Origin of the sequence: Flavobacterium sp. C4GT6 (assembly GCF_036347315.1) — a bacterium.
Lineage (GTDB): Bacteria > Bacteroidota > Bacteroidia > Flavobacteriales > Flavobacteriaceae > Flavobacterium.
The window spans coordinates 403,578-425,760 of sequence record NZ_JAZGZU010000002.1 but is presented as its reverse complement, the minus strand read 5'-3'; the positions used below and the strand labels follow the sequence as shown (position 1 = coordinate 425,760).

26 protein-coding genes are annotated in these 22,183 nt (G+C 37.6%); 9 read left to right on the top strand and 17 right to left on the bottom strand.

Annotation, left to right across the window (positions count from 1 at the left end):
* Window positions 1–70 precede the first annotated feature (70 nt).
* The 12 genes from V3Z67_RS04375 to V3Z67_RS04320 form a co-directional block, all read right to left on the bottom strand.
* Window positions 71–1,225 carry a tetratricopeptide repeat protein gene (locus V3Z67_RS04375; RefSeq protein ID WP_330442152.1) on the bottom strand — a complete coding sequence of 385 codons (1,155 nt, stop codon included), beginning with the start codon at window positions 1,223–1,225 and terminating at the stop codon, window positions 71–73.
* A gap of 1 nt (window position 1,226) precedes the next feature.
* Window positions 1,227–2,807 (bottom strand): helix-turn-helix domain-containing protein, encoded by a 1,581-nt coding sequence (locus V3Z67_RS04370; RefSeq protein WP_330442151.1) that lies wholly within the window; start codon window positions 2,805–2,807, stop codon window positions 1,227–1,229.
* 216 nt (window positions 2,808–3,023) lie between these two features.
* Window positions 3,024–3,332 carry a rhodanese-like domain-containing protein gene (locus V3Z67_RS04365; RefSeq protein ID WP_330442150.1) on the bottom strand — a complete coding sequence of 103 codons (309 nt, stop codon included), beginning with the start codon at window positions 3,330–3,332 and terminating at the stop codon, window positions 3,024–3,026.
* An 8-nt stretch (window positions 3,333–3,340) separates the two neighbouring features.
* Window positions 3,341–4,732: an MBL fold metallo-hydrolase gene (locus tag V3Z67_RS04360; protein ID WP_330442149.1), complete on the bottom strand. Its 1,392-nt coding sequence runs from the start codon at window positions 4,730–4,732 to the stop codon at window positions 3,341–3,343.
* Between the two features lie 90 nt (window positions 4,733–4,822).
* The gene (locus tag V3Z67_RS04355) at window positions 4,823–5,620 is read right to left on the bottom strand and encodes a sulfite exporter TauE/SafE family protein (RefSeq protein ID WP_330442148.1); all 798 of its coding nucleotides are present in this window, start codon (window positions 5,618–5,620) and stop codon (window positions 4,823–4,825) included.
* 76 nt (window positions 5,621–5,696) lie between these two features.
* Entirely contained in the window at window positions 5,697–6,329 is a 633-nt protein-coding gene (locus V3Z67_RS04350; protein WP_330442162.1) for a Crp/Fnr family transcriptional regulator, read from the bottom strand.
* Between the two features lie 38 nt (window positions 6,330–6,367).
* Window positions 6,368–6,781, bottom strand: a complete 414-nt coding sequence (locus V3Z67_RS04345) for a DUF6691 family protein (protein WP_330442147.1) — start codon at window positions 6,779–6,781, stop codon at window positions 6,368–6,370.
* A gap of 12 nt (window positions 6,782–6,793) precedes the next feature.
* Entirely contained in the window at window positions 6,794–7,351 is a 558-nt protein-coding gene (locus V3Z67_RS04340; RefSeq protein WP_330442146.1) for a YeeE/YedE family protein, read from the bottom strand.
* A gap of 111 nt (window positions 7,352–7,462) precedes the next feature.
* A complete protein-coding gene (locus tag V3Z67_RS04335) occupies window positions 7,463–7,999 on the bottom strand; it encodes a hypothetical protein (protein ID WP_330442145.1) in 537 nt (178 codons plus the stop codon).
* A gap of 125 nt (window positions 8,000–8,124) precedes the next feature.
* Window positions 8,125–9,033: a leucine-rich repeat domain-containing protein gene (locus V3Z67_RS04330; RefSeq protein ID WP_330442143.1), complete on the bottom strand. Its 909-nt coding sequence runs from the start codon at window positions 9,031–9,033 to the stop codon at window positions 8,125–8,127.
* A 67-nt stretch (window positions 9,034–9,100) separates the two neighbouring features.
* Window positions 9,101–11,644, bottom strand: coding sequence for an alkaline phosphatase PhoX (locus V3Z67_RS04325; protein WP_330442142.1), 2,544 nt, complete (start codon window positions 11,642–11,644; stop codon window positions 9,101–9,103).
* 169 nt (window positions 11,645–11,813) lie between these two features.
* A complete protein-coding gene (locus tag V3Z67_RS04320; RefSeq protein ID WP_330442141.1) occupies window positions 11,814–13,649 on the bottom strand; it encodes a cytochrome-c peroxidase in 1,836 nt (611 codons plus the stop codon).
* A gap of 240 nt (window positions 13,650–13,889) precedes the next feature.
* Here V3Z67_RS04320 and V3Z67_RS04315 point away from each other — a divergent pair, with 240 nt between their 5' ends.
* The 8 genes from V3Z67_RS04315 to V3Z67_RS04280 all read left to right on the top strand — a co-directional run bounded on the left by V3Z67_RS04315 (window position 13,890) and on the right by V3Z67_RS04280 (window position 18,767).
* The gene (locus tag V3Z67_RS04315; protein ID WP_330442140.1) at window positions 13,890–14,582 is read left to right on the top strand and encodes a sterol desaturase family protein; all 693 of its coding nucleotides are present in this window, start codon (window positions 13,890–13,892) and stop codon (window positions 14,580–14,582) included.
* A gap of 133 nt (window positions 14,583–14,715) precedes the next feature.
* Complete coding sequence (locus V3Z67_RS04310; RefSeq protein ID WP_330442139.1) at window positions 14,716–15,057, top strand: hypothetical protein; 342 nt, start codon at window positions 14,716–14,718, stop codon at window positions 15,055–15,057.
* A gap of 47 nt (window positions 15,058–15,104) precedes the next feature.
* Complete coding sequence (locus V3Z67_RS04305) at window positions 15,105–16,043, top strand: ring-cleaving dioxygenase (RefSeq protein ID WP_330442138.1); 939 nt, start codon at window positions 15,105–15,107, stop codon at window positions 16,041–16,043.
* 11 nt (window positions 16,044–16,054) lie between these two features.
* Window positions 16,055–16,681 (top strand): alpha/beta hydrolase, encoded by a 627-nt coding sequence (locus V3Z67_RS04300; protein WP_330442137.1) that lies wholly within the window; start codon window positions 16,055–16,057, stop codon window positions 16,679–16,681.
* Window positions 16,681–17,040 carry a hypothetical protein gene (locus V3Z67_RS04295; protein WP_330442136.1) on the top strand — a complete coding sequence of 120 codons (360 nt, stop codon included), beginning with the start codon at window positions 16,681–16,683 and terminating at the stop codon, window positions 17,038–17,040. Before V3Z67_RS04300 ends, V3Z67_RS04295 begins: the two co-directional genes overlap by 1 nt.
* 56 nt (window positions 17,041–17,096) lie before the next feature.
* The gene (locus V3Z67_RS04290) at window positions 17,097–17,993 is read left to right on the top strand and encodes a pirin family protein (protein WP_330442135.1); all 897 of its coding nucleotides are present in this window, start codon (window positions 17,097–17,099) and stop codon (window positions 17,991–17,993) included.
* Between the two features lie 4 nt (window positions 17,994–17,997).
* Window positions 17,998–18,273, top strand: a complete 276-nt coding sequence (locus V3Z67_RS04285; protein WP_330442134.1) for a GNAT family N-acetyltransferase — start codon at window positions 17,998–18,000, stop codon at window positions 18,271–18,273.
* 71 nt (window positions 18,274–18,344) lie between these two features.
* A complete protein-coding gene (locus tag V3Z67_RS04280) occupies window positions 18,345–18,767 on the top strand; it encodes a DUF3995 domain-containing protein (RefSeq protein ID WP_330442133.1) in 423 nt (140 codons plus the stop codon).
* Here V3Z67_RS04280 and V3Z67_RS04275 read toward each other — a convergent pair whose 3' ends face one another.
* The 3 genes from V3Z67_RS04275 to V3Z67_RS04265 are packed head-to-tail and all read right to left on the bottom strand — an operon-like array spanning window position 18,768 to window position 20,580.
* Entirely contained in the window at window positions 18,768–19,154 is a 387-nt protein-coding gene (locus V3Z67_RS04275) for a rhodanese-like domain-containing protein (RefSeq protein ID WP_330442132.1), read from the bottom strand.
* 27 nt (window positions 19,155–19,181) lie between these two features.
* The gene (locus tag V3Z67_RS04270) at window positions 19,182–20,024 is read right to left on the bottom strand and encodes a GNAT family N-acetyltransferase (RefSeq protein ID WP_330442131.1); all 843 of its coding nucleotides are present in this window, start codon (window positions 20,022–20,024) and stop codon (window positions 19,182–19,184) included.
* A 37-nt stretch (window positions 20,025–20,061) separates the two neighbouring features.
* The gene (locus tag V3Z67_RS04265) at window positions 20,062–20,580 is read right to left on the bottom strand and encodes a thioredoxin family protein (RefSeq protein ID WP_330442130.1); all 519 of its coding nucleotides are present in this window, start codon (window positions 20,578–20,580) and stop codon (window positions 20,062–20,064) included.
* A gap of 172 nt (window positions 20,581–20,752) precedes the next feature.
* Between V3Z67_RS04265 and V3Z67_RS04260 the strand changes: the two genes are divergently transcribed.
* A complete protein-coding gene (locus tag V3Z67_RS04260; RefSeq protein ID WP_330442129.1) occupies window positions 20,753–21,184 on the top strand; it encodes a response regulator in 432 nt (143 codons plus the stop codon).
* 33 nt (window positions 21,185–21,217) lie between these two features.
* Here V3Z67_RS04260 and V3Z67_RS04255 read toward each other — a convergent pair whose 3' ends face one another.
* Together V3Z67_RS04255 and V3Z67_RS04250 are read right to left on the bottom strand one after the other, a co-directional pair.
* Complete coding sequence (locus V3Z67_RS04255; RefSeq protein ID WP_035130569.1) at window positions 21,218–21,532, bottom strand: rhodanese-like domain-containing protein; 315 nt, start codon at window positions 21,530–21,532, stop codon at window positions 21,218–21,220.
* A 22-nt stretch (window positions 21,533–21,554) separates the two neighbouring features.
* A complete protein-coding gene (locus tag V3Z67_RS04250; protein WP_330442128.1) occupies window positions 21,555–22,175 on the bottom strand; it encodes a thioredoxin family protein in 621 nt (206 codons plus the stop codon).
* Window positions 22,176–22,183: the final 8 nt, after the last annotated feature.

Below are 22,183 nucleotides of genomic sequence, written 5' to 3'. Positions count from 1 at the left end.
CAGTAATTTATAAAGTAAAAATAAAGAATTAAAGCACTATAATACAGAGCTTTAACTTAAAAATAAGATTTTAAAGAATACCCATCCCTTTTCGGGCTTTTTTAACCTCTTCAAACCTTAATTTAAGGTTATTTAATGATTTTTTAGCTTTTTTATGATAGCGTAAAACCACAAAAACAGTCATTAAAATGAGTAGGATTATTACACCTGTATATATGTAATATCTATTGGTAAGATTAGCTGTTTTAAGAGCATAATTTGTAGTAAGTTCATCTATGGAATCACTAATAGATCTTCTCTCCGACTCCTTAATTATGTATTGGTTTTCAAGAAAGAGTTTACGGTATTCCTGATATTTTTCCCAGTTATTTACTGCAAGATAATTATCGGCAAGTGCACTATAAATCCCCCTGTTCAATATGAGGTCTCCCACATCTTCTGCTAACAGAAAGGCTTCTTTTAAAACATTTATTGCTTTCTGGTATTCTTTCTCATGGGTATATACTTCAGACAATCCTTTTAATGAAAAAGCTTTAAGGCTCTTTGCATTTGTATTTTCGGCATATAGTATAGAAAGTTCAAAACTTTCCTTTGCCTCCTCATAATGCTCCAAAGCCAAAAAGCAATAAGCCCTGTTATATAATGTGATACTTATATTTGGTTGTTCATTAGCCGTGTTAAGCTTTTTATATTGTTCAAGGGCTTTGTTAAAAAACGGAATGGCCAGCTCGCAACTCAGGTCTTCTTTATAAATAAGCCCTCTAACCACATTGTTTGTCGCTCTAAGATAAATTGAATCACGTACCGGATGATTATCCATATACCTGTCATTTTCATCCAGGTACTCCATAGCTTTATCATACACCTTTAACTGCTGATAGATTACCGCAATACTGTTTAACAGATTAGCCTTTAAGTTAGGCTCATCCAGTTTTTTGGAAATACTATCGGCTCTCAAGCAATATTTTAAAGCCTGCTGATAGTCTCTTTTGGATGAATAAGCATTTGAAATAAGAATAAGTCCCCTTATTTTATCGCCCGAGCTTTTACTGGCTTCATAAATGGAGTCCCCTATTCGTATGGTCTCATCGGGATTTTTATAAATGGTAAGCCTGTTAGCCTGTACTATGCTGTCTATTTTTTGTGACTGTTGGGCAAAAGCCGATACCGCACTTATTACTATAAGCGCCAACATTATCACTACTCTTTTTATAACAACTAGCATATTAAGCTTTCTTATTATGTATTTCCTTACCCAGTAAATCTATAAAAACTGTTGGGGCAATACCGGTAATAGATTTGAACACCGTTGCAAAACTACTATGTGATGAAAAACCGCTTTCTTCGGCCAAATAACTTATTTTATAATTCAGGTATTCCGGCTCGTTTTTAAGTTTCTCTATTATATAGTTAATACGGAGCTTATTTATATAGGTATTGAAATTATCGTTATAGTGCTTATTGATTATTTCCGATAGATATTTTGTATTAACATCCAGCTGTGCTGCCAGTGTTGCGAGTGACATATCTTTATTAGTAAACTTTGTTGTTCCCTCAAACTTTTTAAGACTCGCCAGTATATTCTGTTCGGTTTCAGTTGGAATAGACAATTTTTTAGGCGTCATTTTCTTCACCTTATCTGTCGACTCTACCAAAAGTTTATTTGTCACTTCCAGGTAGCCTATAATTTCCTTTAACCTTTTCTTTTGTGCCCTGTTTGAAAAATACAACAGATTACCAAATAACAGTATTAAGCATAATACTACAAGTGCACTGTACATATATAACCTGAGACTGTTTTCTCGTGAAGTATAGTTTATAGCCTGCTGTTCTCCTATAAGCCTATAACACTCGTTAACCGAAGCAATTTCCAAATCGTATACTTTTCGGTTATAACTTAAAAATTCGTTGTTATATAAGTTATGGTTTTCTTTATCATTAAGAGCAAGATAGTTTAAAGCTAAAAGATTATTAATTTCTTCCAACAAATAAACATTTTCCAGCCTTTCAGCCTTTTCCAGCGCAATTCCCAGATTCTCAATTGACTTTTCATAGCTCTTATTATAAAACTGAAGCTCTGCCTGTCCTTTTGCTAATGCAATTTCTATAAGCCTGTTTGTTTTGGAATGGTTTTTTAAATAATCATTAGTAGCCTTTACGTAATGGTCATTGCTCTTCTCATATTCTTCAAGACCTTTATAAGCTATGGCTTTTACAAAATAAAATTTATCGAGGTAAGAATACGCCTTTATTTCCTGAAAATGATTTCTCTCAAGGGTGTTTAAAACATCGAGTGCTTTAGCATATTCATTTTTCCCAAAAAGAATAAAAGCCTTTTCAATATCCAGTTTAATTGTAATAAGTGCAGATAATGATACCTGATCCTGATTTTCGGACAAACTGATAAGACTGGCAGCATAGTTATCAAACTGATTATATAAACGTAATGTTCTTGACAGAAAGATTTGCCTGAAAAGAATTTCAGCCTTTAAGGAGTCGTTTATCTTTTCACGATATTGGTTTGCATTAAAAACATTTTTAGCACTTTTGCTGTATTCCCCTTTAGCCCTATAAGCATCGGCTTCTATAAGATATGCCTCAGTAAATTGAGGAGCTGTTTCTGCCTTTTTTAAAAGATGCTGGGTTAACTTAATGCACTCATCAGGACTAAAAAAGGAAAGTTCAATAGCTTTGCTTACAATAAGCCTGTCGTTTTCCTGACAAAATAAAGCTTGGGTAAAAACCAGTAGAAGTACCGGCAGTAATACCCTTATATTATTTTTTAGCTTATTGTTTTTAAGTTTCATTAATCCCTATCCCTATATACATCCTATAAATCTAATCAAAATTTTTGTAAGATTTATTACTCGGCGCAAATATACTTTTAATGCAAAAAATAGCCCCATCTATTTAGTTAAATACAGGTATTATAACAATAAAAGCAGAAAAGGCAGCCTTAACAGCTGCCTTTTCAAATCAATCACAATTTAATCACATTATTATAAAAATATAACTTAAAACTCTTAAACCAGTTCACCTTTCCAAAGAATTAGACCTCCAGTAAGGTTTATCGTGTTTTTAAATCCTAAACTTTCCATTGCCTGACAAGCCATACCACTTCTGTTTCCGCTTCTGCAGTACACATAGTAATTTTTGTCACGATCCATTTTTTTTATTTCATCAAAAAAACGCTGTGCCTCAAAAAAGTTTATACAAACAGCATTAGGCATAGTACCGTCAGCACACTCATCTTCTGTTCGTACATCCAGTATAACCGCATTTGGATCCTGAGCTACCAACTCTTCCCATTCATTTTGCCTTACATTTTTCATACGCTTACTTATTTAGTCACTGTTAGGTTATTATTTTTTTTCCACTCTGCCATACCACCCGAAAAGTTTTTGACTTTTATTCCGTTTTTATGAAGTAATGACGCTGCGATAGCAGCCCTGTCTCCACTCTGGCAGTGTATTACCACTTGTTTGTTTTTGTCTATTTTATCAAGGTTGTCCTTTAAAGTTCCTACAAAAAGATTCTCTGCACCTTCCACATGTCCTGTTTCATATTCGGCAGCCCCCCTTACATCCAGCACCTGTACATTAGGTTTGTTCAAATAGGTTTTAAACTCATGTAGGTCAATCACATCTGCTTTTTCGAGCTCAAAACCAAAGTCATTTACGTTATCTACAAAACCATAAATATTGTCCAGACCTATACGCATCAGTTTTCTGGTCAGGTCGTCCATTTGTGATTCATCGGCTACCAGTATAAACTGCTCGTCATAATTAAGCATCCAGCCACACCATGTAGCAAATGAATTATTACCCTGTATATTTATACTTCCCGGAATAAACCCCTGTGCAAAGTCGGCCTTATTACGTGTGTCTATTACTTTAATCCCTTTTTCATAAGCATCTAAAAATTCAGCTTTCGAAAGCTTTGCATGCTTAGGCACTTCAATAAGTAATGGCCTGTCCACCTTATTAAGCTTTTTCATCATGGCAAAATACTTCGGCGGCTCCGGCTGATCGGCAAGCAGAAAATCAGTAAAACCTTTTTCGTTATTATTGTACTGGAAAGCCCAGTTTCGTATTTTTTCATATCCTACCGTAGAACTTGGTACTGCTCCAAGAGCCTTACCACATGCCGACCCGGCACCATGCCCCGGCCATACCTGAATATATTCCGGCAACGAAGCAAACTTCTCTATAGACTTGTACATCTGTTTAGCTCCTGCATCCTGAGTACCTGCCAGTCCGGCTGCTTTTTCAAGTAAATCAGGCCTACCTATATCACCCACAAAAACAAAGTCTCCGGTAAATAACATTACAGGCTCCTTTGTGGCAGGATGATCGGTTAACAGAAAGCTTATGCTCTCCGGTGTATGCCCAGGTGTATGAATAACTTCCAGTGTAAGGTTACCTACCTTAATTACATCACCGTTTTTAACCCCTATATGATCAAACTCATACTGCCAGCCTTCACCACCTTCGTCAGACAGGTACATTTTAGCACCTGTTACCTTTGCAAGTTCCCTTGAACCGGTTAGGAAATCGGCATGAATATGGGTTTCTGCAATATGGGTAATAGTCATATTGTTTTGTTTGGCAATTTCAAGATAGGTATCTATATCCCTTTTTGCATCTATTACTATTGCCTCCCCTTTTGCCTGACAGCCTATAAAGTAGCTTGCCTGGGCTAAAGTTTTATCATATACATGTTGAAAATACATAGCTTACTCTTTTATTAATTTATACTCCAAAATTACTTTAACTGTAAATAATACGCAGTAACAAAAGTTACACAACCCATTTACTATCAGTTATATAAAAATTTCTTTAACTAATATATATATACCCATTGCCAGGACAAACCAGCCAAAGCCCTTTTTAAGGCTTTCACCCGGTATTTTTTTGGAGAGACCTATACCGATAAATATCCCGATAACCGACATTAATGAAAACAATAGCAGGAATGGCCAGTTTATTTCTGCCTGCCCCACATCCCCCATAAACCCTGCAAGAGATTGTATGGCAATAATGAAAAGTGAAGTCCCAACTGCCTTTTTCATGGGCATGTGGGCTATAAAAACCAAAGCCGGGATAATAAGGAATCCGCCCCCGGCACCTACCGCACCTGCTAAAACCCCTATAAACACACCCAAAACGACCAGTTTGGTATAGGAAATCTCAACATTAGCGGCAAGAGTGTCGGTTTGTCCGGATCGTATCATGCGTACCGATGCCGTAAGCATTACCACGGCAAAGAGTACCATTAACAATAAAGATTTTGTTATTATAAAGGAACTAACTGAAAAAACCACATCGGGTATGGCAGGGATAACAAATGCCCTAACAAGGTATGCCGCTATTAACGACGGAATACCAAACACCCATACTATGGAAAAGTCTACATTTTTCTGAAAAGCGTTTCTAAGCCCCCCAACAAGTGCCGTACTTCCTACTACAAATAATGAGTAAGCCGTTGCCAGCACAGGGTTTACTGTAAGTATATAAACCAGTATGGGTACCGTTAATATAGAGCCTCCGCTTCCTATTAACCCCAGGGAAACCCCTACCAAAAGGGCCAAAAAATAGCCTGAAACCATTGTTACATCCATAAGTGTATGCTTTAATAATTTCAGGCTAAATTAGTGCTCTGTTTAGAGCCATGCAGTAACAAAAGTTACACTGCGCTTATTTATTTAAAAGAACAATATTATTTCTGTTCAGTTTAATTTTACCCTCATTCTCAAATGCTTTTAAAAGCCTTGAAACTACTACTCTTGAGGTGTTAAGCTCGTAAGCGATTTCCTGATGGGTGTTGTTTATAATATCGGAATTGTTCACCTTAGCCTTTTCATTAAGGTAGTTAAGCAAACGTTCGTCCATTTTCATAAAGGCAAGGTTATCTACCGCATTAAGCATTTCACTAAGGCGTTTGTTATAGCTTGTAAATACAAAGTTGCGCCAGCTTTTATACTTGCCCAGCCATTCTTCCATTTTATTTACCGGAATCATGGCAAGGGAGCCACTATTTTCGGCAATCGCCCTTATTTCGCTTCGGGTATCTCCCATACAGCAGGCAAGTGTCATGGCACAGGTATCACCTTTTTCAAGAAAGTAAAGTAATAAGTCTCCCTCATCCCTGTCTTCTCTTAATATTTTAATGGCACCTGTAAGCAATAAAGGCATCCTTCGTATGTATTCACCAATATCTATAAGCCTGTCGCCCTCTTCAAATTCTACAAGGGTAGACACCTCGGCAATCTCTTTTATCAATTCTTCTTCAAACACCGACCCATAGGCCTGTTTTATCAGCTCTTCCATGTTTAATTCCATTAAGGTTGATTGGTTAAATATACGAATTAATGTAGCAACTTATCCTTAATAAGTCCGTATACCCAGGTACCGGCAATGGCTCCTGCAATAACAATAAGTATAGGATAAAAACCTGCTCCTGCCAGTACAAACATAGGCCCCGGGCAAGCACCTGCCAACGCCCAACCTAATCCAAAAAGGATACCGCCAAACATATATCTTGAAAAGCTCCTGTCTTTAGGCGGAATCATTATAGGATTGCCAGATATATCTTTCAATCTTTTCCTTTTAATAAGCTGAATCAACAGTACACCCAGCACTAATGCCGAGCCTATTATACCATACATATGGAACGATTTGAACTGGAACATCTCGTAAATACGAAACCATGAAGCAGCTTCTGATTTAAACATTACTATCCCGAAAAATGTCCCTACAACTAAAAAAACTATATTTCTCATACTCTTAAACCTTTAAAAAATTAATGGAAACAACAGGTGAACCATAATTAGTCCGCCTACAAAAAAGCCAATAACAGCAATAAGTGAAGGCAACTGAAGATTACTCAACCCCGATATAGCATGCCCCGAAGTACAGCCACCGGCATAACGTGCTCCAAAACCTACCAGAAATCCTCCAATAATAAGTATTGCTATTGTTTTAACTGAGGTGAAAGCTCCTCCCCCAAAAAGTTCTGTAGGTACATAAGTTTTACCTGCACTTTCAAAGCCCAGTGTATTCAATTGGGTTATCACCTCATCATTAAGCTTAGGCACCTGATTAACCGACAGAAAATTGAAAGCTATAAAGCCCCCTAAAACAGCCCCAATCATAATAAGAAGGTTCCATTTTTGTGATCGCCAGTCAAAACAAAAGAAATCGCAGGTATTACCGGCACCACACATGGTACAAAGCGTACGCAGGTTAGATGACATCCCAAAATTCTTTCCTATAAATAAAAGTAACGCCATTGTTAGCGTAATTAACGGTCCGGCCACATACCATGGCCACGGTTCTAAAATCCAATCCATCGTTTGTTCTTTTTTATGCAAAACAACAAAATGATTACAAGCCCGTCAGTAGCTTTTGTTACATAACAAAAAAGGCAGCTCAAAAAGCTGCCTTATTAACTGTATATTTTATTACCTGAAAACCCGGCTTACGCCAATACCAATAATGTAGCTATCATAAGCATTCCACCTAAAATCATAGTTAAGGGAAAATCCTACTTCCCATTTCTCTGAAACTTCAAGCCCGTATTCATATCCTACCCTGTTTAAAAACAGATTTTCTTCTTTTTCAAACTCTGCACCTACCCCAAGCATAAGAGTATGATGACGACCAAACTTATGCAGCCCCATTATTGCAGGAGCTATTGGAAAACTACGTTCCAAAGCACTATCATCACCAAGGTTTTCTTCTACTGTAAATTTTTCTACTATAATGTCTACATGCATACCCAGCCCCCATTTTTCGTTAAACCAATAATCATAATCAATACCCCAAGCCGGTAATGATATCCATTTATTTTCGGCATCCTTTAAACCGCTGGAAATATTGGCATGACTCAATGAAACGCCTAACCTTTGAAAACTGCCACTACCCTCTTCTTCCTGAGAACGGGCATTAAATACAAACAGCAAAAAAACAAGGGGAACAAAGAGCATTTTCACTTTCATAAGCCAAAATATTTTAATTATCAAACAGTTAGCCTTATTAAAGATAACCAATAAAAACAAAAAAAGCGGCTATATAAAGTCGCTTTTTTAACGTAAAATAGTATACACCTATTCAAGATAACCTATCAGAAATAGACTTTGCAGTACGGCAATGCCTTTTTAATTCGTTCTTTTTCCGAATTACTTATGGGATTACCGTTAAGTAGAAGAGTTTTAAGTTCCGTAAGGTTTTCAATACCTTCCGGTAATGTTTTTAATTTATTGTTAGCAAGCGATAAAAGCCTTAATTCTTTAAGGTTTGTAATACCCTGCGGTAATACTTCCAGTTTGTTATTGGAAAGCATTAATGTACGCAGTTTTTGTTGTTTCTCTATTTCCTGAGGAAGGTAGCTAATACTGTTAGACTCCATATTTAGGATTTCGAGATTAGGAAAGTTTAGCCAGCTACCGTCAAACTCATGAAACTGATTGAATCCCAACTGTAGGTTCTTAAGTTTTTTAAGTTTCGTGATATTTAGCGGCAGGTAACTTAGCTGGTTATTATCTAGCTCAAGCACCTCAAGATCTTTACAATTCCCTATCCCCTCTGGTATGGAGATAAGTAAATTAAACGAAAGATGTAGGTATTGCAGTTTAGTGAGTGCTTTTATTTCCTGCGGAAGATAAGATATGCTGTTATCTGAAAAATCAATACGTATAAGCCTTTTAAGATTAGCTATATCCTCCGGCACATACTTAATACCATTAAGTTTAAAATTAAGCACTTCCAGCTCAGTAAGGGTAAAAATTTCCTTATCCCAGTACTCTAAATTATTCCTCATTAGATTTAAGAACTCTAAATGTTTTAACTTGCTTAAATCTTTTGGCACATAAAATAGCTTTTGGTCCCTTAAGTTTAACTGTTTAGCATTTTTATCGGCCAAAGCCTCTTTAACACTGTAATAAACCGGTATGTTAATAGGGTCGGCATATTGTGCTTTTGCTGCAAAACTGCCGGCTATAAAAAGTAACACTGCTATAAATCTTCCTTTCATATGTGTAAAACTAAAAAAAAGGACCGGCAGCATTTTGCCGGTCCTGTATTGTGTTGTGATAAAAGTATTAGTTTACTTTTATCATTTTGTAAGTACCTGTTTTCTCACCAACGGTAACATTGATGATAAATACCTGCTCACCGTTAAGCTGAGTAAGGTTTAGGTCAATTTTTTGAGTTCCTCCAAGAGACTGAGTCTCTTTTACAACTACTTTTCTTCCAAGCATATCATATACTTCAACAAGCACATTGTTACCAGCCTCATCGTTAAGCTCTAAAGTAACCTGACCTTTTGTTGGGTTAGGATAAAGGTTAACAATACCTTTAAGCTGGTTTGGAGTATCTATACCTAAAGCTTCTTCTACAATAATATACTCTTCTTTAAGTTCTGCCTCACTGTCACCAGCTACATTAGTAGATACAAGAGTTACATTGTAAGTTCCAGCTTCAGCATAAGTTACTACAGGACTAGCATCTGTAGATGTAGCAGGCTCACCACCTTCAAATGTCCACATCCATGAAGTTGGGTTGTTTGTACTAAGGTCAGTAAAGGTTACTACCTCACCTTCTTCAACAGTTACTTCGTTAGCAGAGAAATCTGCAACAGGAGCCTGGATACCAAGCTGAGATCTGTTAGCAATAACTACAGAAGCAGAAGCGTTAAAATTCACTTCACCAAAAGTAGCATCAACCTGAGGTGTATTACCTCCGTTAGGGTGTTGTACAGAGAAGAAACCATACTTGAAGTCTGGAGTAAATGTTAAACCTGTTGGCTCAGAACCTGCAGGCATAGAAGAATGTAATAATACCTGTGGAGCTCCCTGAGAGTGGTTAGGACGAATTACCCATATGTAGTTTAATCCACCATCCTGAAGTACCCAAAGGTTACCTTTATCATCAAAAGTAAGGTTATCATTACCATCACCCCATTGTTCTGTAACAACTCCGTTAGCAGTTTCAATTTCGTAAGACATACCTCCTACAAAAGTTTCAAAATCAGAAACAGTCTCACCATTATCTGTAAAACGGTATACACGGTCTAAACCTTTTGCAGTAAAATAAACTTTACCGTCAATAGGGCTTATTTCACAGTCTTCAACACCTGAAAAAGCTGTTCCGCCTGCAGCAGCAGCATTAGCTGTTAAGTTGTTTCTGTCTTCTGCTGTTTCATTAGCAACTTCTACCCAGGTAGCTGTACTTGAAGTAGGCTCATCACTTGAAAGAGCTGTATCTAAAGAAAGTACATATACAGTACCTGAAGTAAGATCACCAGGAGTATCGGCAACAAATTTGTAAACACAGTTTGTACCACCATCTTCACCATAATAAGCAGTAGTTCCATCGGCAGAAACCACAACATTCTCATGGTTCATTCTACCCATAGCCCAAAGTTTTTCCTGCTTATTGTTACCGTAGTCTTTTACAGCTGCAGTTACAGGATCAATTTCTACTAACCATCCCACATCCTGGTATCCATCAGAGTTAGCATCACCACCAGAAGTATTTTCTTCTGCAGTTATGATAGTTCCCCATGGAGTAACACCACCAGAACAGTTTCTGATAGTAGTTACAAGGCCGTCATTTTGGAATTCAACCGGTTGAGAATTATCAATAACCCAAAGGTTAGTATCAGTATCAAGGTGCATATCTACGATAGATACACCACCAGGATTGTTTTCGTGGTTTACCGAAAGGTAACCTTGCTCACTGCTACCTTCAATAGCAATATAACCTGTAAAATCGTGGTTACCCGGTACGTTACCGGAACCATCCATATAAGCATCTCCCTGTTTGAATAGTAACTGGAATTTGTGCTCTGTAGGTATAATTAGGTTTGTAGTTTGTGCAGTTGGATCGATAGACGTAAAACATCCTATGTGACCTTCTTCACAAACGAATTCAGCCGGAGCATCTTTAATATACATATCAAAACCAAGGTCAGAACTCTGTCCGTCACGGTTGTGCATTTCAACAGCAATTCTGTTCACACCTTCGTTAAAGATAGTTTTAGAAAGGTGGAATACCTGGAATCTTTTCTCATCGGCACCATCAACGATACCTGACGAATGAGTAAGGTAGTTAACATCACCTGCAGGCATGTTATCTCTTATTACCTCAACACCATTAACATATACGATAACACCATCATCTCTTCTGATACCGAATTCTACCATATCAGCAACTTCAGCAAGAGTAACGTTTAAGTCTCTTACAAAGTAACTTGTAATGTACTTATTACCGGAATCAGGACCGTAAGATATTACAGTTTTTGTAGCATCTCCGTACCCTAGTGGTCCCTGACCTGTAGCCCACGCAGAAACATCATAAGTAGTTTCTGCCCATGTAGTCTCGTCAAGGCTTGTACCTAAGTCAAAATAAGCCCACTCTGAATCTTTAGAAAGAGGGTAGTTTGCAGGCGTTAAAGGAGGTAGCATAGCAGCAGCCTTTACAGCTGTAGATTTTTTAGCAGCAACTTCTTTTTTAGCCAGAGTTGCCTTAGCTTCGGGTGCAGAAGCCGGGGCTGTCGTAGAGATAGACCCTACATTAAAGTTGATTACTGCAAAACTCCATAGAGAGAACAGTAAACAAAGGGAAAGTAAACTTTTTTTCATGCTGTTTATATAGTTTTTGTTTTTACTCTGCGAAACTACTTCAAGCATGTTTCCTTTACCTCAATTCACTTTTAAGGTTTATTTAAACTAGTGTTACCTAGTTTAAATAACAATTAATTATAAAATGAAATATCGTGGATATGTTTACTTAATGTAAACTGTGCCATATCTATCTTGCTGATGACAAATCAGTAAGCGATTTCAGGAAAGCAATAAGGTCGCTTTTCTCTTCATCGGTTAAATTTAAAGCGTCGGGCGACAAGGTTTGATTGCTTACTCCAAGCCCTACTCCTTCTCCTCCTCCGTTATCATAAAAGTCGATAACTTCTTCAAGAGTACTGTAAGCTCCATTATGAAAATAAGGTCCTGTAACCTCTATATTCCTTATTGTTGTGGTTTTAAATGAACGCTCAAATATCCAAGCCTGTTCTGATTGTATTTTGTTATCATTCCTTCCCATATCCATATCCAGCCTTGGTGTTTTTTTAGGATCGTCCAGCACCCCAAGTATCTCACTTTCGTTCTCGTTATAAAAAGGAGGTACCAGTCCGCTAAAGGTTGGCATAAAGTGGCAGGTTGCACAGTTTGCTTTTCCGGCAAACAGGTTAAAACCTCGTTTTACCTCGGCAGGTATATCTGCCTGTTCTCCCCTTATGTACTTATCAAACGGACTACTAAACGACTGTAGTGACATTACATAAGAAACCAAAGCCTTTGAGAAATTCTCTCTCGTTACAGCATTTTTACCAAATACAGTTTTAAACTTATCGGCATAAGCATTATCAGCTTTAAGCTTATTAAGAATATCACTGTAAGCGGTATTGAATTCGTCATGATTAAAAATAACATGCTCTGCCTGCTGTTCCAAACTGAACGCCCTAAGATCATAAAAATACCTATCGGCATACACTGCATTTAGTAATGTTGGAGCATTACGTAAAACCGTTTTGCCCTGTATGTTGCTTAGTGATTTCGGAATACCATCGGTAAAGCCCTTATCCGGATTATGGCAGCTTGCACAGCTTAATTTACCTTCGTTACTAACTATAGGGTCATAAAACAATGTTTTACCTAACTCTCTAAGTTCTTTACTATCGTCTCCCTTTTTAAGTTCGGTAAAATAGTAAGGGTTTAAAAAATCGGCTGCAAAAATAGAGGTGCTCTCAGGGTTCCAGCCCGATGTATATTTAAGGTAATCAGGGTTAACAGCGCCTTCCAGCTCTCCCAGTTTTTTATACAAAGGATCTATATATGATTTAAGGAAGGTAAGCCTGTCAAAATCTTCAAAAGAAACCGGGTTATTCAAATAAGCTATTGCTGACTCAAAAAGTTGTATCACCTCATTTTTGACCACTGTATTACCATTGTAATTATCTTTGAAAAAAGTAAGCATACCCTGAAAAGATGACTGCACCTCTTCCAGCCCGTTTAACGACCCCGGAGTATCAAAGCCTGTTACTCCCATGCTAAAATCCCTAATAAGCTGCTGCCTCATGGCAGTAACATTATACTGGTTGTTAAATTCCTGACCGGTAATGCTACTATATAACACAGCATATTTCATCCTTATGGTTTTTGATAACGATGCTATCTGGTTTCTTTCTGCCTCTGCCTCATCAGAGAAAACAAGTTCATCCAAAACCTGTAATCCTTCAGGACTAACAACCTTTGGCATTGTACCTTCTTTTTCAATATGCATCAAAGGTGCTCCGTTAATGTGGCTCTTTATATATTCGGCATAGTAAAAGGCTAAAAAGAACTCAACCTTTTTGTAAGATAAACGGGTGTTTTTTACAGCTAACTGTACCGAATCCAGGCTGGTTTTACCATACCTGAAATCATTTGTGATTTTATCAAGCTTTTCTAACGAAAGATTAAACTGCGAAAAATAATTGCTTAGTACCTCGGGAGGTGCCGAGCTGTTATTTCGGGTAAATGAAATAATGGTAAATGAACCTGCCAGTACCACTACAGCTGCAACAATTTTTTTATAGGAACCTATCATCTCTTAAAAATACTTTATTCAAAAAGCAAACTTACTTAGCCAAGCACCTATACACATTACCGACACATTAAGAAATGATTAAACTAAAACAAAAAACAGTTACAGAAACAAGGGTTTTCAACAGGCAACTGTTTACAAACAGGGGCATTTTTACCTTTTTAAGAATAAAACAAATTGATAAATTTAGTAACTTGTGTGTTCAAAGTTCATTTATCATCAATCCATCAAAAAATCACAACAATGTCTGAATCAACCAAAATAAGACGCCCAAGACCAAAACATAAAGGCAGTGCCACGCTGTTTAAAAATCCGGCACTGGAAAAACTGACACGTACCCATATCGCTATGCCACTTAGCATTTTCACGGTTATATCGGTTTCACTAATATATTATGGAATAATAGAGAAAGGGTTTACCACTCCGCAAATTATATTACTATTCTTTGCAGGGATGTTTGTTTTCACCTTTATAGAGTATATAGTACACCGTTATCTGTATCATATTAAAGGAGATCATGACCATGAAGTTACTACCGAAAGCTTTAGTTATAAAGTGCACGGAGTACACCATGATTACCCTAAAGACAAACAGAGGCTTGCCATGCCTCCTATTATCGCACTTGTACTGGCTACCTTTTTCTTTCTTGTATATAGGGCCATGATGGGCGATTATGTTTTTGGATTCCTTGCCGGTTTCCTTATGGGATATACTATTTATTTATGTATCCATTACAGCGTGCATATTTTTACGGTGCCTAACAACTTCCTTAAAACCTTATGGCATCACCATGCTGTACACCATTACAGGCAACCAGACAAAGCCTTTGGAGTATCTTCACCGCTTTGGGATTATATTTTTGGCACTATGCCTAACTTTATCAATCAGGAAAAGGAAAATACTAAATCAGGTGAGTTTATAGACGACCGAAAATAATTACTACATAAGCATTTTACAAAAGGCAGCCGTTTGGCTGCCTTTTGTATTCATATACTTTTCTTGTCCCAGTTCAATGCACACGGTAACCGTTTAACGGAACTTTGTAATGTAAAATCAAAGCAGCATTACAATGGAAACGATAAATATATTATACATAGGAAAACATCCTGAAATTATGGAAACGGTTGTAAGGCTCATTAATAAAAATGAACTATGGACCGGGTTTGGTACTACCAATGAAAACGAGGCTTTAACACTATTTAAAAGCAACAGTATTTGCCTTGTTCTTTTAGGCTGCGGAATTGATGAACAAACCGAAATTTCACTAAGGTCGTTTTTTACACAACACAACCCTAAAACAAAAATCATTCAGCATTACGGTGGAGGCAGCGGACTATTATACAATGAGATTCAGACCGCTTTAAACAATGACCCTGAGATAATTAGCTTCTTGTCCCAGTTCAATGCATAACTTTTAAACCAATCGTAATTTTACATAACAATTAAAAAACATATATCATGGAAAATAAAATATTAGGCTTACACCATATCACTGCGATAGCAGGAGACGCCAAACGTAATTTTGACTTTTATTCTAAAGTTCTTGGTTTACGTTTCATCAAAAAAACTGTAAACTTTGACGACCCGGGCACTTACCACTTTTATTTTGGAGACGGAATAGGCAGTGCCGGTACTATACTAACTTTCTTCCCATGGGGAGCAGGAATACCAGAGGGACGCAGAGGTTCGGGTATGGCAACAGAGATTGGTTATTCCGTTCCTAAAGGCAGCCTTGAAAAATGGGTGGAGCGCTTTGAAAAATACAATGTAATTTATAATAAACCTGCCGAAAGATTTGGAGAAAGGTATTTAACTTTCATTGATCCTGACGGATTAAAACTGGAGCTTATAGAATCGGCCACTCCCGATGATCGTAAACCTTGGGAAACCGACGAAATTAAAGCCGATATTGCTACCAGAGGGTTCCATAACGTAACCCTTACTTTAAACAACATGACAGGTACAGCAGCCATATTGACCGAAATATTTGGTTACAATCTGGTAAGTCAGGATATTAATCGTTATCGTTTTGTTACCGATGCTGTAGAGAACGCTGCTATAGTTGATATTGTTGAACTGAAAGAGGAAAAACGCGGACATGTGGCAAACGGTACTGTTCACCATGTTGCCTTTAGGGTGAAAGACGATGAAACCTTAATGAAATTCAGAGAGAAAGTAGTTGCTGCCGGGCTTAACATAACACCGCAAATTGATCGTAACTACTTCCACTCTTTATACTTTAGAGAACCGGGCGGAGTACTATTTGAAATTGCTACCGATAATCCTGGGTTTACAGTAGATGAAAAACTCGAAGACTTAGGTAAAGGACTTAAGTTACCGGAACAGTATGAATCACGCAGAAGTGAACTTGAAGCTCATTTGGCACCTATTAACTAATACTTTTTAAAATGAAATTTGAACCGTTAAAATATATATATCAGCCATCCGGAAATGCAGCGGCCTATACACTATTGCTGCTGCACGGCACCGGTGGCAACGAGAAAGACCTTATCCCTTTGGCTAAAGACTTTGGCGACCGCTTTAATATTCTTAGCCTTAGAGGGAATGTAAGCGAACACGGTATGCCGCGCTTTTTTAAACGCCTTGGCATGGGGGTATTTGATGAAAAAGACCTTGATTTCCGTACCGATGAAATGGTATCTTTTATAGAGTCGGTAGCCGATAAGGAAGGCTTTGACATCACCAAACTCATTGCTTTAGGCTACTCTAACGGAGCCAACATTGCAGGATCAACATTAATTAAGTACCCTGAGTTTTTGGCAGGAGCTATTCTATATAGACCTATGCAGTCGTTTAAAGAAGTAAAATCCATTGGCGCCGATACCGGCGTACCTGTGTTTTTCAGTTCGGGAAGGCTGGATCCTACCATCAATTCAAACGAAACAGTGGAGTATTTGGACAAGTTAAGGGAGTTAGGTTTTGTTGTAGAGCATCATGATTTACTTACAGGGCATAACCTTACCCAAAACGACATTGAACTTACTGCCAAATGGCTTAATGCAAATTTTGCCTGATGGAAGCTTTTAACATAACACGAATACACACTGATGCTAACGGAGACAGTCGTTTTGAGTCTGTCTCCGTTACTTTAAACGATGCCGGAGAAATAGGCTTCCTTTCGAAAGCACAAAAGGCAGGTACTGTTCAGTTTAGGAAAGTCGCCCCAACCTACGATTATGATTTCCACAATGCTCCAAACAGGCAGTACATTATCCTTATAGATGGGGTGATTGAAATAGAAACCTCATTAGGCGAAAAAAGATACTTTAAGGCCGGAGATATCCTGTTAGTGGAAGATACTGAAGGTAAAGGACATAAAACCCGTAATATTACAACCCAAGTGCGCTCATCCCTGTTTATTACATTAGAATAATATAATTGGTTTTTGTAAGGCAATTATTCGTAATTTAAACCTTTTAAAACTTCATCATGTCAAATATCAACCTAATTATAGAAGAACGTCCCAGTGACATAGGCAACTTTTTAGTAGGAAGGCTTTTACCTTTTAAGGATAAAAGGACTGTGGGTCCGTTTGCATTTATAGACCACATGGGGCCTGTTGCACTTAAGGATAACGAAAATATGGACGTGGGTCCGCATCCCCATATTGGTCTTTCTACCCTAACCTACCTGTTTGAGGGCAGCATTATGCATAAGGACAGTTTAGGTTCTGAAGTGGAAATAAAACCCGGACAGGTAAACTGGATGACGGCAGGAAAAGGCATAGTACACTCTGAACGTACTCCTGATTACCTAAGGCATTCTGACAAGAGCCTACATGGATTACAAATTTGGGTAGCCCTTCCAAAGGAGTTTGAACAAATGGATCCGTCTTTCGTTCATGTGGAAGAAAACCAGCTCCCCACTTGGCAGGAGGAAGGTGTTAATTTCAAACTGATTGCCGGAGAGGCTTTCGGTAAAAAATCGCCCGTACCTGTTTACAGCAAACTGTACTTCATAGAGATTAAAAGTAAAACAAAACAAAAGCTTAGTATAGGCAAAAACCTGTATGGCGAAAGCGGACTATACATACTGGAAGGAAGCATAGAAAGTGACGGAAATACCTTTGAACCAAAACAGTTATTGGTAGCTAAAGAAGCCTCACTATGTGAATTCACTATTAGTGAAAACAGTACCGTATATATTTTTGGCGGAGAACCTTTCCCTGAGCCAAGGCATATATACTGGAACTTTGTGGCAACATCATACGAACTTATTGAAGATGCCAAGCAAAGATGGCTGGACCAAACCTTCCCTAAAATAGAAGGAGAAACAGGTTTTGTACCCCTGCCTCCGCAAAACACTAACTTTAAACCAAAACATTAACCCCATGGAAATAAAACATTATGATGATGGCAAAAAAGGCCACTTTAAAGCTGTAGAAGGCGATGTACAGGCTGGTATAATGACCTATGTATGGGCTGGAGATAAATTTATTATTGAGCACACAATAGGTAACCCTGACTTTAAAGGTATAGGTAAAAAATTACTGGACGAGGCCGTTACATTTGCAAGGAATAACAACAGTAAAATAATTCCTTTATGTCCTTTTGCTAAAAGAATGTTTGACAAACATGAAGAAATTCATGATGTCTTAGCACAGTAACACATTTTTAATACGATTTAAAATCATTACGATTTAAAGCGGTAACTTTATAGGAACCAAACTTAACCGTAATGATTTTTCCTGTTTTAATAAATACCTCCATATTTATATTTCGGTCTTTTTTACATGTTTATTGGGCTATGGGAGGCACCCGTGGTACTAATGCCGTAATCCCTGTACTGGAAGGAGATGACAAACCCTTTGAACCCGGACCTTTAATAACGCTTGCCGTTGCTGCCGGGCTGGGTATATTCGCCTTTATAATGATAGGTAACCTCGATATTTTTAAAGCTTATGTAAGTTTGACCTTTTTTAAATATGCAACACTGGTAATAGGGGTAATATTTTCATTAAGGGCTATTGGCAATTTTAAATATATAGGTTTCTTTAAAAAAACAAAGGGTACCCTCTTTGCTAAGAATGATACCCGTTATTATTCACCTTTATGTTTGGTAATAGCATTTTTTTGCTATCTTATTTTCCTAATAGGTTAATTATTTCTTTACCGGTTCTCCTGCCTCATTCCAGGCATCCATACCACCATCAAGCTCTACAATGTGCTTAAAACCTTTTTCGTGCATTATTTCAACTGCTTCAGCACTACGCCCTCCGGCTTTGCAATAAACATATACCGTTTCCTCCTTATCCAGTTTATCAATTCGCTGTTCAAAGTCCTTATCATACAGATGAATGTTAAGAGCTCCGTCTATATACCCCGACTTAAATTCTCCCGGAGTACGTACATCAATAAGCTGACCTTTTTCTGCTTCTACCTTATGGGAAAACTCTGTAGGAGAAACCAGCTCGGTTCCTTCTTTCTTCTGTGCCTGGCAGGAAACTAATGTAATTAATAGTGCTGTGATATAAAATAATTTTTTCATGATTAAAATTTTAATGTGTATGCAAATTTAAGGGTAAATATATACCATTTCAATAAGTCGGTAATTAGGTATTAATCCTAAATCTTTAAAAAATGCCTTTGCCTCCTCATCGTTATCATCATAATTAACTAAGGCGACTTTACCCAAAGCCTGAGAAGCTGTAGCCATAAGGGCACTACCGATACCCTTTCTTCTATGGTCCTGTTTAACGGCAAACTGTTTAGTTCTTCCGTTAAAGGTATCATATACAAGGTACCCCACCATTTGGTCTCCTGTAAAGGCGGCTATCAGCTTTTGTCTGTCCATAGCTCTTTGTATTGTAGGTGTATGGTTTTGCCATGCAGGCTCTATATCCCAAAATGACTGTACATATTTCCAGTCGATATAGGCCACCTCTCTTATCTCAAAACCTGAAAACGGGACAGCCTCAACCACACCTTCATACCCTATAACATAACGTGTTCGGCGAAAGCCTACTTTCTCATAAACCCTTTCGGCTTTATTGTTACCTTCCAGCACCTCCAGCTGATGGTGATTGTAACCTTCTTTATGTAATATAGGCAGTATGTAGTTATACATCTGTTCTACCAAACGTTGCCCACGGTGTGAAGGGATTACCCCTGTCGCAGCATTAAATACGTTTTTACTTCCGTTAAACTCATCCATACCATGAAGTATAAAAGCTACAAGTTTATCGCCATCAAACACTCCTGCCGAGTGTGATAGTGATACTCCTTCGGTAAGAAGCTTACGACAAAAAAAAGCCTCATCCAGCTTCATAGGGATGGCATAATCAGAAAAAGCACTGTTAAACACCTCCAGTAACTGAGGTATTGCAGTGCTTTCTAATGTTTTAAAAAGTAAGGCCATAGTAGGACATCTTTTTATGTCCCGAAGTACGGAACAGTTATTTCTTTATAGTAAAAACCTGTGAAATTACGTTAAGTTGGCTTTTTGTAAGCTTAGACGTTTTTTTAAGTTTGGTTACAAATTCGCCTACTTCCTCTGCCGTTGCAGGACAACCAAGGTTTTCACCTTTGCTGTTAAACGCATCAGCAAGCAAGGTGCCATCGGTATCCAGTATTACCCAAAACGGTATACCTACACCCGATGCCTTATATTTTGCTAAAAGATCAGCAGCACCCGGATTTTCAAGATTCTTATTCTTTGGTGACTCTTGTACCGTTAAGAAAGTAGTAACATAATTATCATCAAAAAGTTTTTTGCATGACGGACTCTGCATGTTTTTTTCCATTTTTTTACACCAGCCGCACCATGAAGCATGGAATATTACAAACACTTTTTTATTTTCTTTTTTAGCCTGTGTATAAGCCGTTTGCAAAACCGTAGAAGCATCCTCCTGAGCATGCACCACGGTTAAATTTCCTAATAGGAAGAGACAAAGTAAAATTGATTTTATTTTCATTTTTCTAGTTGGATTACAAAGTTGTATGCCTGTGCAATTTAAGTAAATATAAGTAAATACTTATATCTCAAACATTAGAATGATAAAAAACATGCTTAATATTATAACACCAAAGCCTTTAATATTTACTATCTATGCATAGTAAAAACCAAAACAGCAACGAGAATCCATCATGAAAAAACATAGGGATATTTTAATTATTGAGGATGATGAGGACGACAGGGAAATTTTACAGGAAATATTCAGGGATCTTGGATATAAAAACAAACTGGTATTTTTCCATGACGGTGTAGAAGCTCTTGATTATTTAAGAAGACCTGAAGTAGAGCCTTTTATTGTAATTTCTGATATTAATATGCCAAAACTGGGCGGTTTTGAGCTAAGAGAATTAATACTACAGGAAGAGATATTTATGGACAAGGACATACCTTATGTATTTATATCAAACGCTCAGGACGAGCATTCCGTAAGGCAGGCTAATAAACTTTCTATTCAGGATTATATCCACAAGGGAAGCGACTATAATAGCTATAAGGAGCGCATAAAAAGCCTGATTGATTACTGGAAAGAAAACATTAACTCGTTTACCTCATCGGGAAGATAAAAAAGAGAGCCATTTGGCTCTCTTTTTTTTATCTTATTCAGGTTCATTTACCGGACCATCCCACTGGGTAATACCCCCAATAAGGTTATAGGCCGTTTCAAAACCTAACTGATTCATAATACTGCAGGCCTGTGCACTTCGCCCTCCGGCTGCACAATACACATAGTAGTTTTTAGATTTATCAAGCTCCTCTACGGCATAAATAAATCCCTGACCTTTATAGATATCTATATTAATGGCTCCCGGTATAATACCGCGATTCCATTCGTCTTCTGTACGGACATCCAGAATAACGGCATTTTCGTCTTCCTGTGCTTTGTCCCACCATTCCTGTTGTGATAAGTTCATTCTGTTATTTTTGACAAAGGTATTATGCTTTTATCGAACAGCCAATAGCCTTAGTTTCTTTTACACTAACTTCTTTTCCTTTTAAAAGTGAGTTTACTGCATCTTCAACATACTTTTTAGTAACGGCAGCCTCATCCTCATAGTTATCATCTATAGCACCTATGTATTTAACTACATTACCTTTAGCTGTTTTTTGAAGCACATAAACATGTGGTGTTTTTGTAGCACCATATTGCGGGTATATTTTTTGCCCTTCGTCTAAAAGATATGGAAACGTAAATCCTTTTTCTTTTGCCCTAACCTGCATATTTTCAAAACTGTCGTCTTTTAGTTTCTCCGGGTTATTAGGGTTGATGGCAATTACCGGATATCCCTGTTTTTTGTATTTTTTGTCCAACGCTACAATTCTGTCTTCATATGCCTTTGCATATGGGCAGTGATTACAGGTAAACACTACAATGTAACCTTTGGCATCCTTAAAGTCTTTTAGTGATACTTTCTTTCCGTCAATGTTTTTAAGACTGAAATCGCTCGCTACATCACCCACTTTGTATCCGTTTACAGTATTGTCCGACTTACTAACTGTAAAGGCAAACAGTACTCCTATTATGGCAAATGCACCTAAAAATTTTATTGTTTTCATGGTTTATG

Bases quoted from the DNA above. Each gene is read 5' to 3' on its own strand.
- V3Z67_RS04260 (WP_330442129.1), top strand. From the start codon at position 20,753: ATGAAAAAACATAGGGATATTTTAATTATTGAGGATGATGAGGACGAC.
- V3Z67_RS04285 (WP_330442134.1), top strand. From the start codon at position 17,998: ATGGAAATAAAACATTATGATGATGGCAAAAAAGGCCACTTTAAAGCT.
- V3Z67_RS04300 (WP_330442137.1), top strand. From the start codon at position 16,055: ATGAAATTTGAACCGTTAAAATATATATATCAGCCATCCGGAAATGCA.
- V3Z67_RS04270 (WP_330442131.1), bottom strand. From the start codon at position 20,024: ATGGCCTTACTTTTTAAAACATTAGAAAGCACTGCAATACCTCAGTTA.
- V3Z67_RS04355 (WP_330442148.1), bottom strand. From the start codon at position 5,620: ATGGATGTAACAATGGTTTCAGGCTATTTTTTGGCCCTTTTGGTAGGG.
- V3Z67_RS04320 (WP_330442141.1), bottom strand. From the start codon at position 13,649: ATGATAGGTTCCTATAAAAAAATTGTTGCAGCTGTAGTGGTACTGGCA.
- V3Z67_RS04325 (WP_330442142.1), bottom strand. From the start codon at position 11,644: ATGAAAAAAAGTTTACTTTCCCTTTGTTTACTGTTCTCTCTATGGAGT.
- V3Z67_RS04250 (WP_330442128.1), bottom strand. From the start codon at position 22,175: ATGAAAACAATAAAATTTTTAGGTGCATTTGCCATAATAGGAGTACTG.
- V3Z67_RS04370 (WP_330442151.1), bottom strand. From the start codon at position 2,807: ATGAAACTTAAAAACAATAAGCTAAAAAATAATATAAGGGTATTACTG.
- V3Z67_RS04255 (WP_035130569.1), bottom strand. From the start codon at position 21,532: ATGAACTTATCACAACAGGAATGGTGGGACAAAGCACAGGAAGACGAA.
- V3Z67_RS04290 (WP_330442135.1), top strand. From the start codon at position 17,097: ATGTCAAATATCAACCTAATTATAGAAGAACGTCCCAGTGACATAGGC.
- V3Z67_RS04365 (WP_330442150.1), bottom strand. From the start codon at position 3,332: ATGAAAAATGTAAGGCAAAATGAATGGGAAGAGTTGGTAGCTCAGGAT.
- V3Z67_RS04275 (WP_330442132.1), bottom strand. From the start codon at position 19,154: ATGAAAAAATTATTTTATATCACAGCACTATTAATTACATTAGTTTCC.
- V3Z67_RS04375 (WP_330442152.1), bottom strand. From the start codon at position 1,225: ATGCTAGTTGTTATAAAAAGAGTAGTGATAATGTTGGCGCTTATAGTA.
- V3Z67_RS04315 (WP_330442140.1), top strand. From the start codon at position 13,890: ATGTCTGAATCAACCAAAATAAGACGCCCAAGACCAAAACATAAAGGC.
- V3Z67_RS04305 (WP_330442138.1), top strand. From the start codon at position 15,105: ATGGAAAATAAAATATTAGGCTTACACCATATCACTGCGATAGCAGGA.
- V3Z67_RS04330 (WP_330442143.1), bottom strand. From the start codon at position 9,033: ATGAAAGGAAGATTTATAGCAGTGTTACTTTTTATAGCCGGCAGTTTT.
- V3Z67_RS04340 (WP_330442146.1), bottom strand. From the start codon at position 7,351: ATGGATTGGATTTTAGAACCGTGGCCATGGTATGTGGCCGGACCGTTA.
- V3Z67_RS04310 (WP_330442139.1), top strand. From the start codon at position 14,716: ATGGAAACGATAAATATATTATACATAGGAAAACATCCTGAAATTATG.
- V3Z67_RS04295 (WP_330442136.1), top strand. From the start codon at position 16,681: ATGGAAGCTTTTAACATAACACGAATACACACTGATGCTAACGGAGAC.
- V3Z67_RS04335 (WP_330442145.1), bottom strand. From the start codon at position 7,999: ATGAAAGTGAAAATGCTCTTTGTTCCCCTTGTTTTTTTGCTGTTTGTA.
- V3Z67_RS04345 (WP_330442147.1), bottom strand. From the start codon at position 6,781: ATGAGAAATATAGTTTTTTTAGTTGTAGGGACATTTTTCGGGATAGTA.
- V3Z67_RS04350 (WP_330442162.1), bottom strand. From the start codon at position 6,329: ATGGAAGAGCTGATAAAACAGGCCTATGGGTCGGTGTTTGAAGAAGAA.
- V3Z67_RS04265 (WP_330442130.1), bottom strand. From the start codon at position 20,580: ATGAAAATAAAATCAATTTTACTTTGTCTCTTCCTATTAGGAAATTTA.
- V3Z67_RS04360 (WP_330442149.1), bottom strand. From the start codon at position 4,732: ATGTATTTTCAACATGTATATGATAAAACTTTAGCCCAGGCAAGCTAC.
- V3Z67_RS04280 (WP_330442133.1), top strand. From the start codon at position 18,345: ATGATTTTTCCTGTTTTAATAAATACCTCCATATTTATATTTCGGTCT.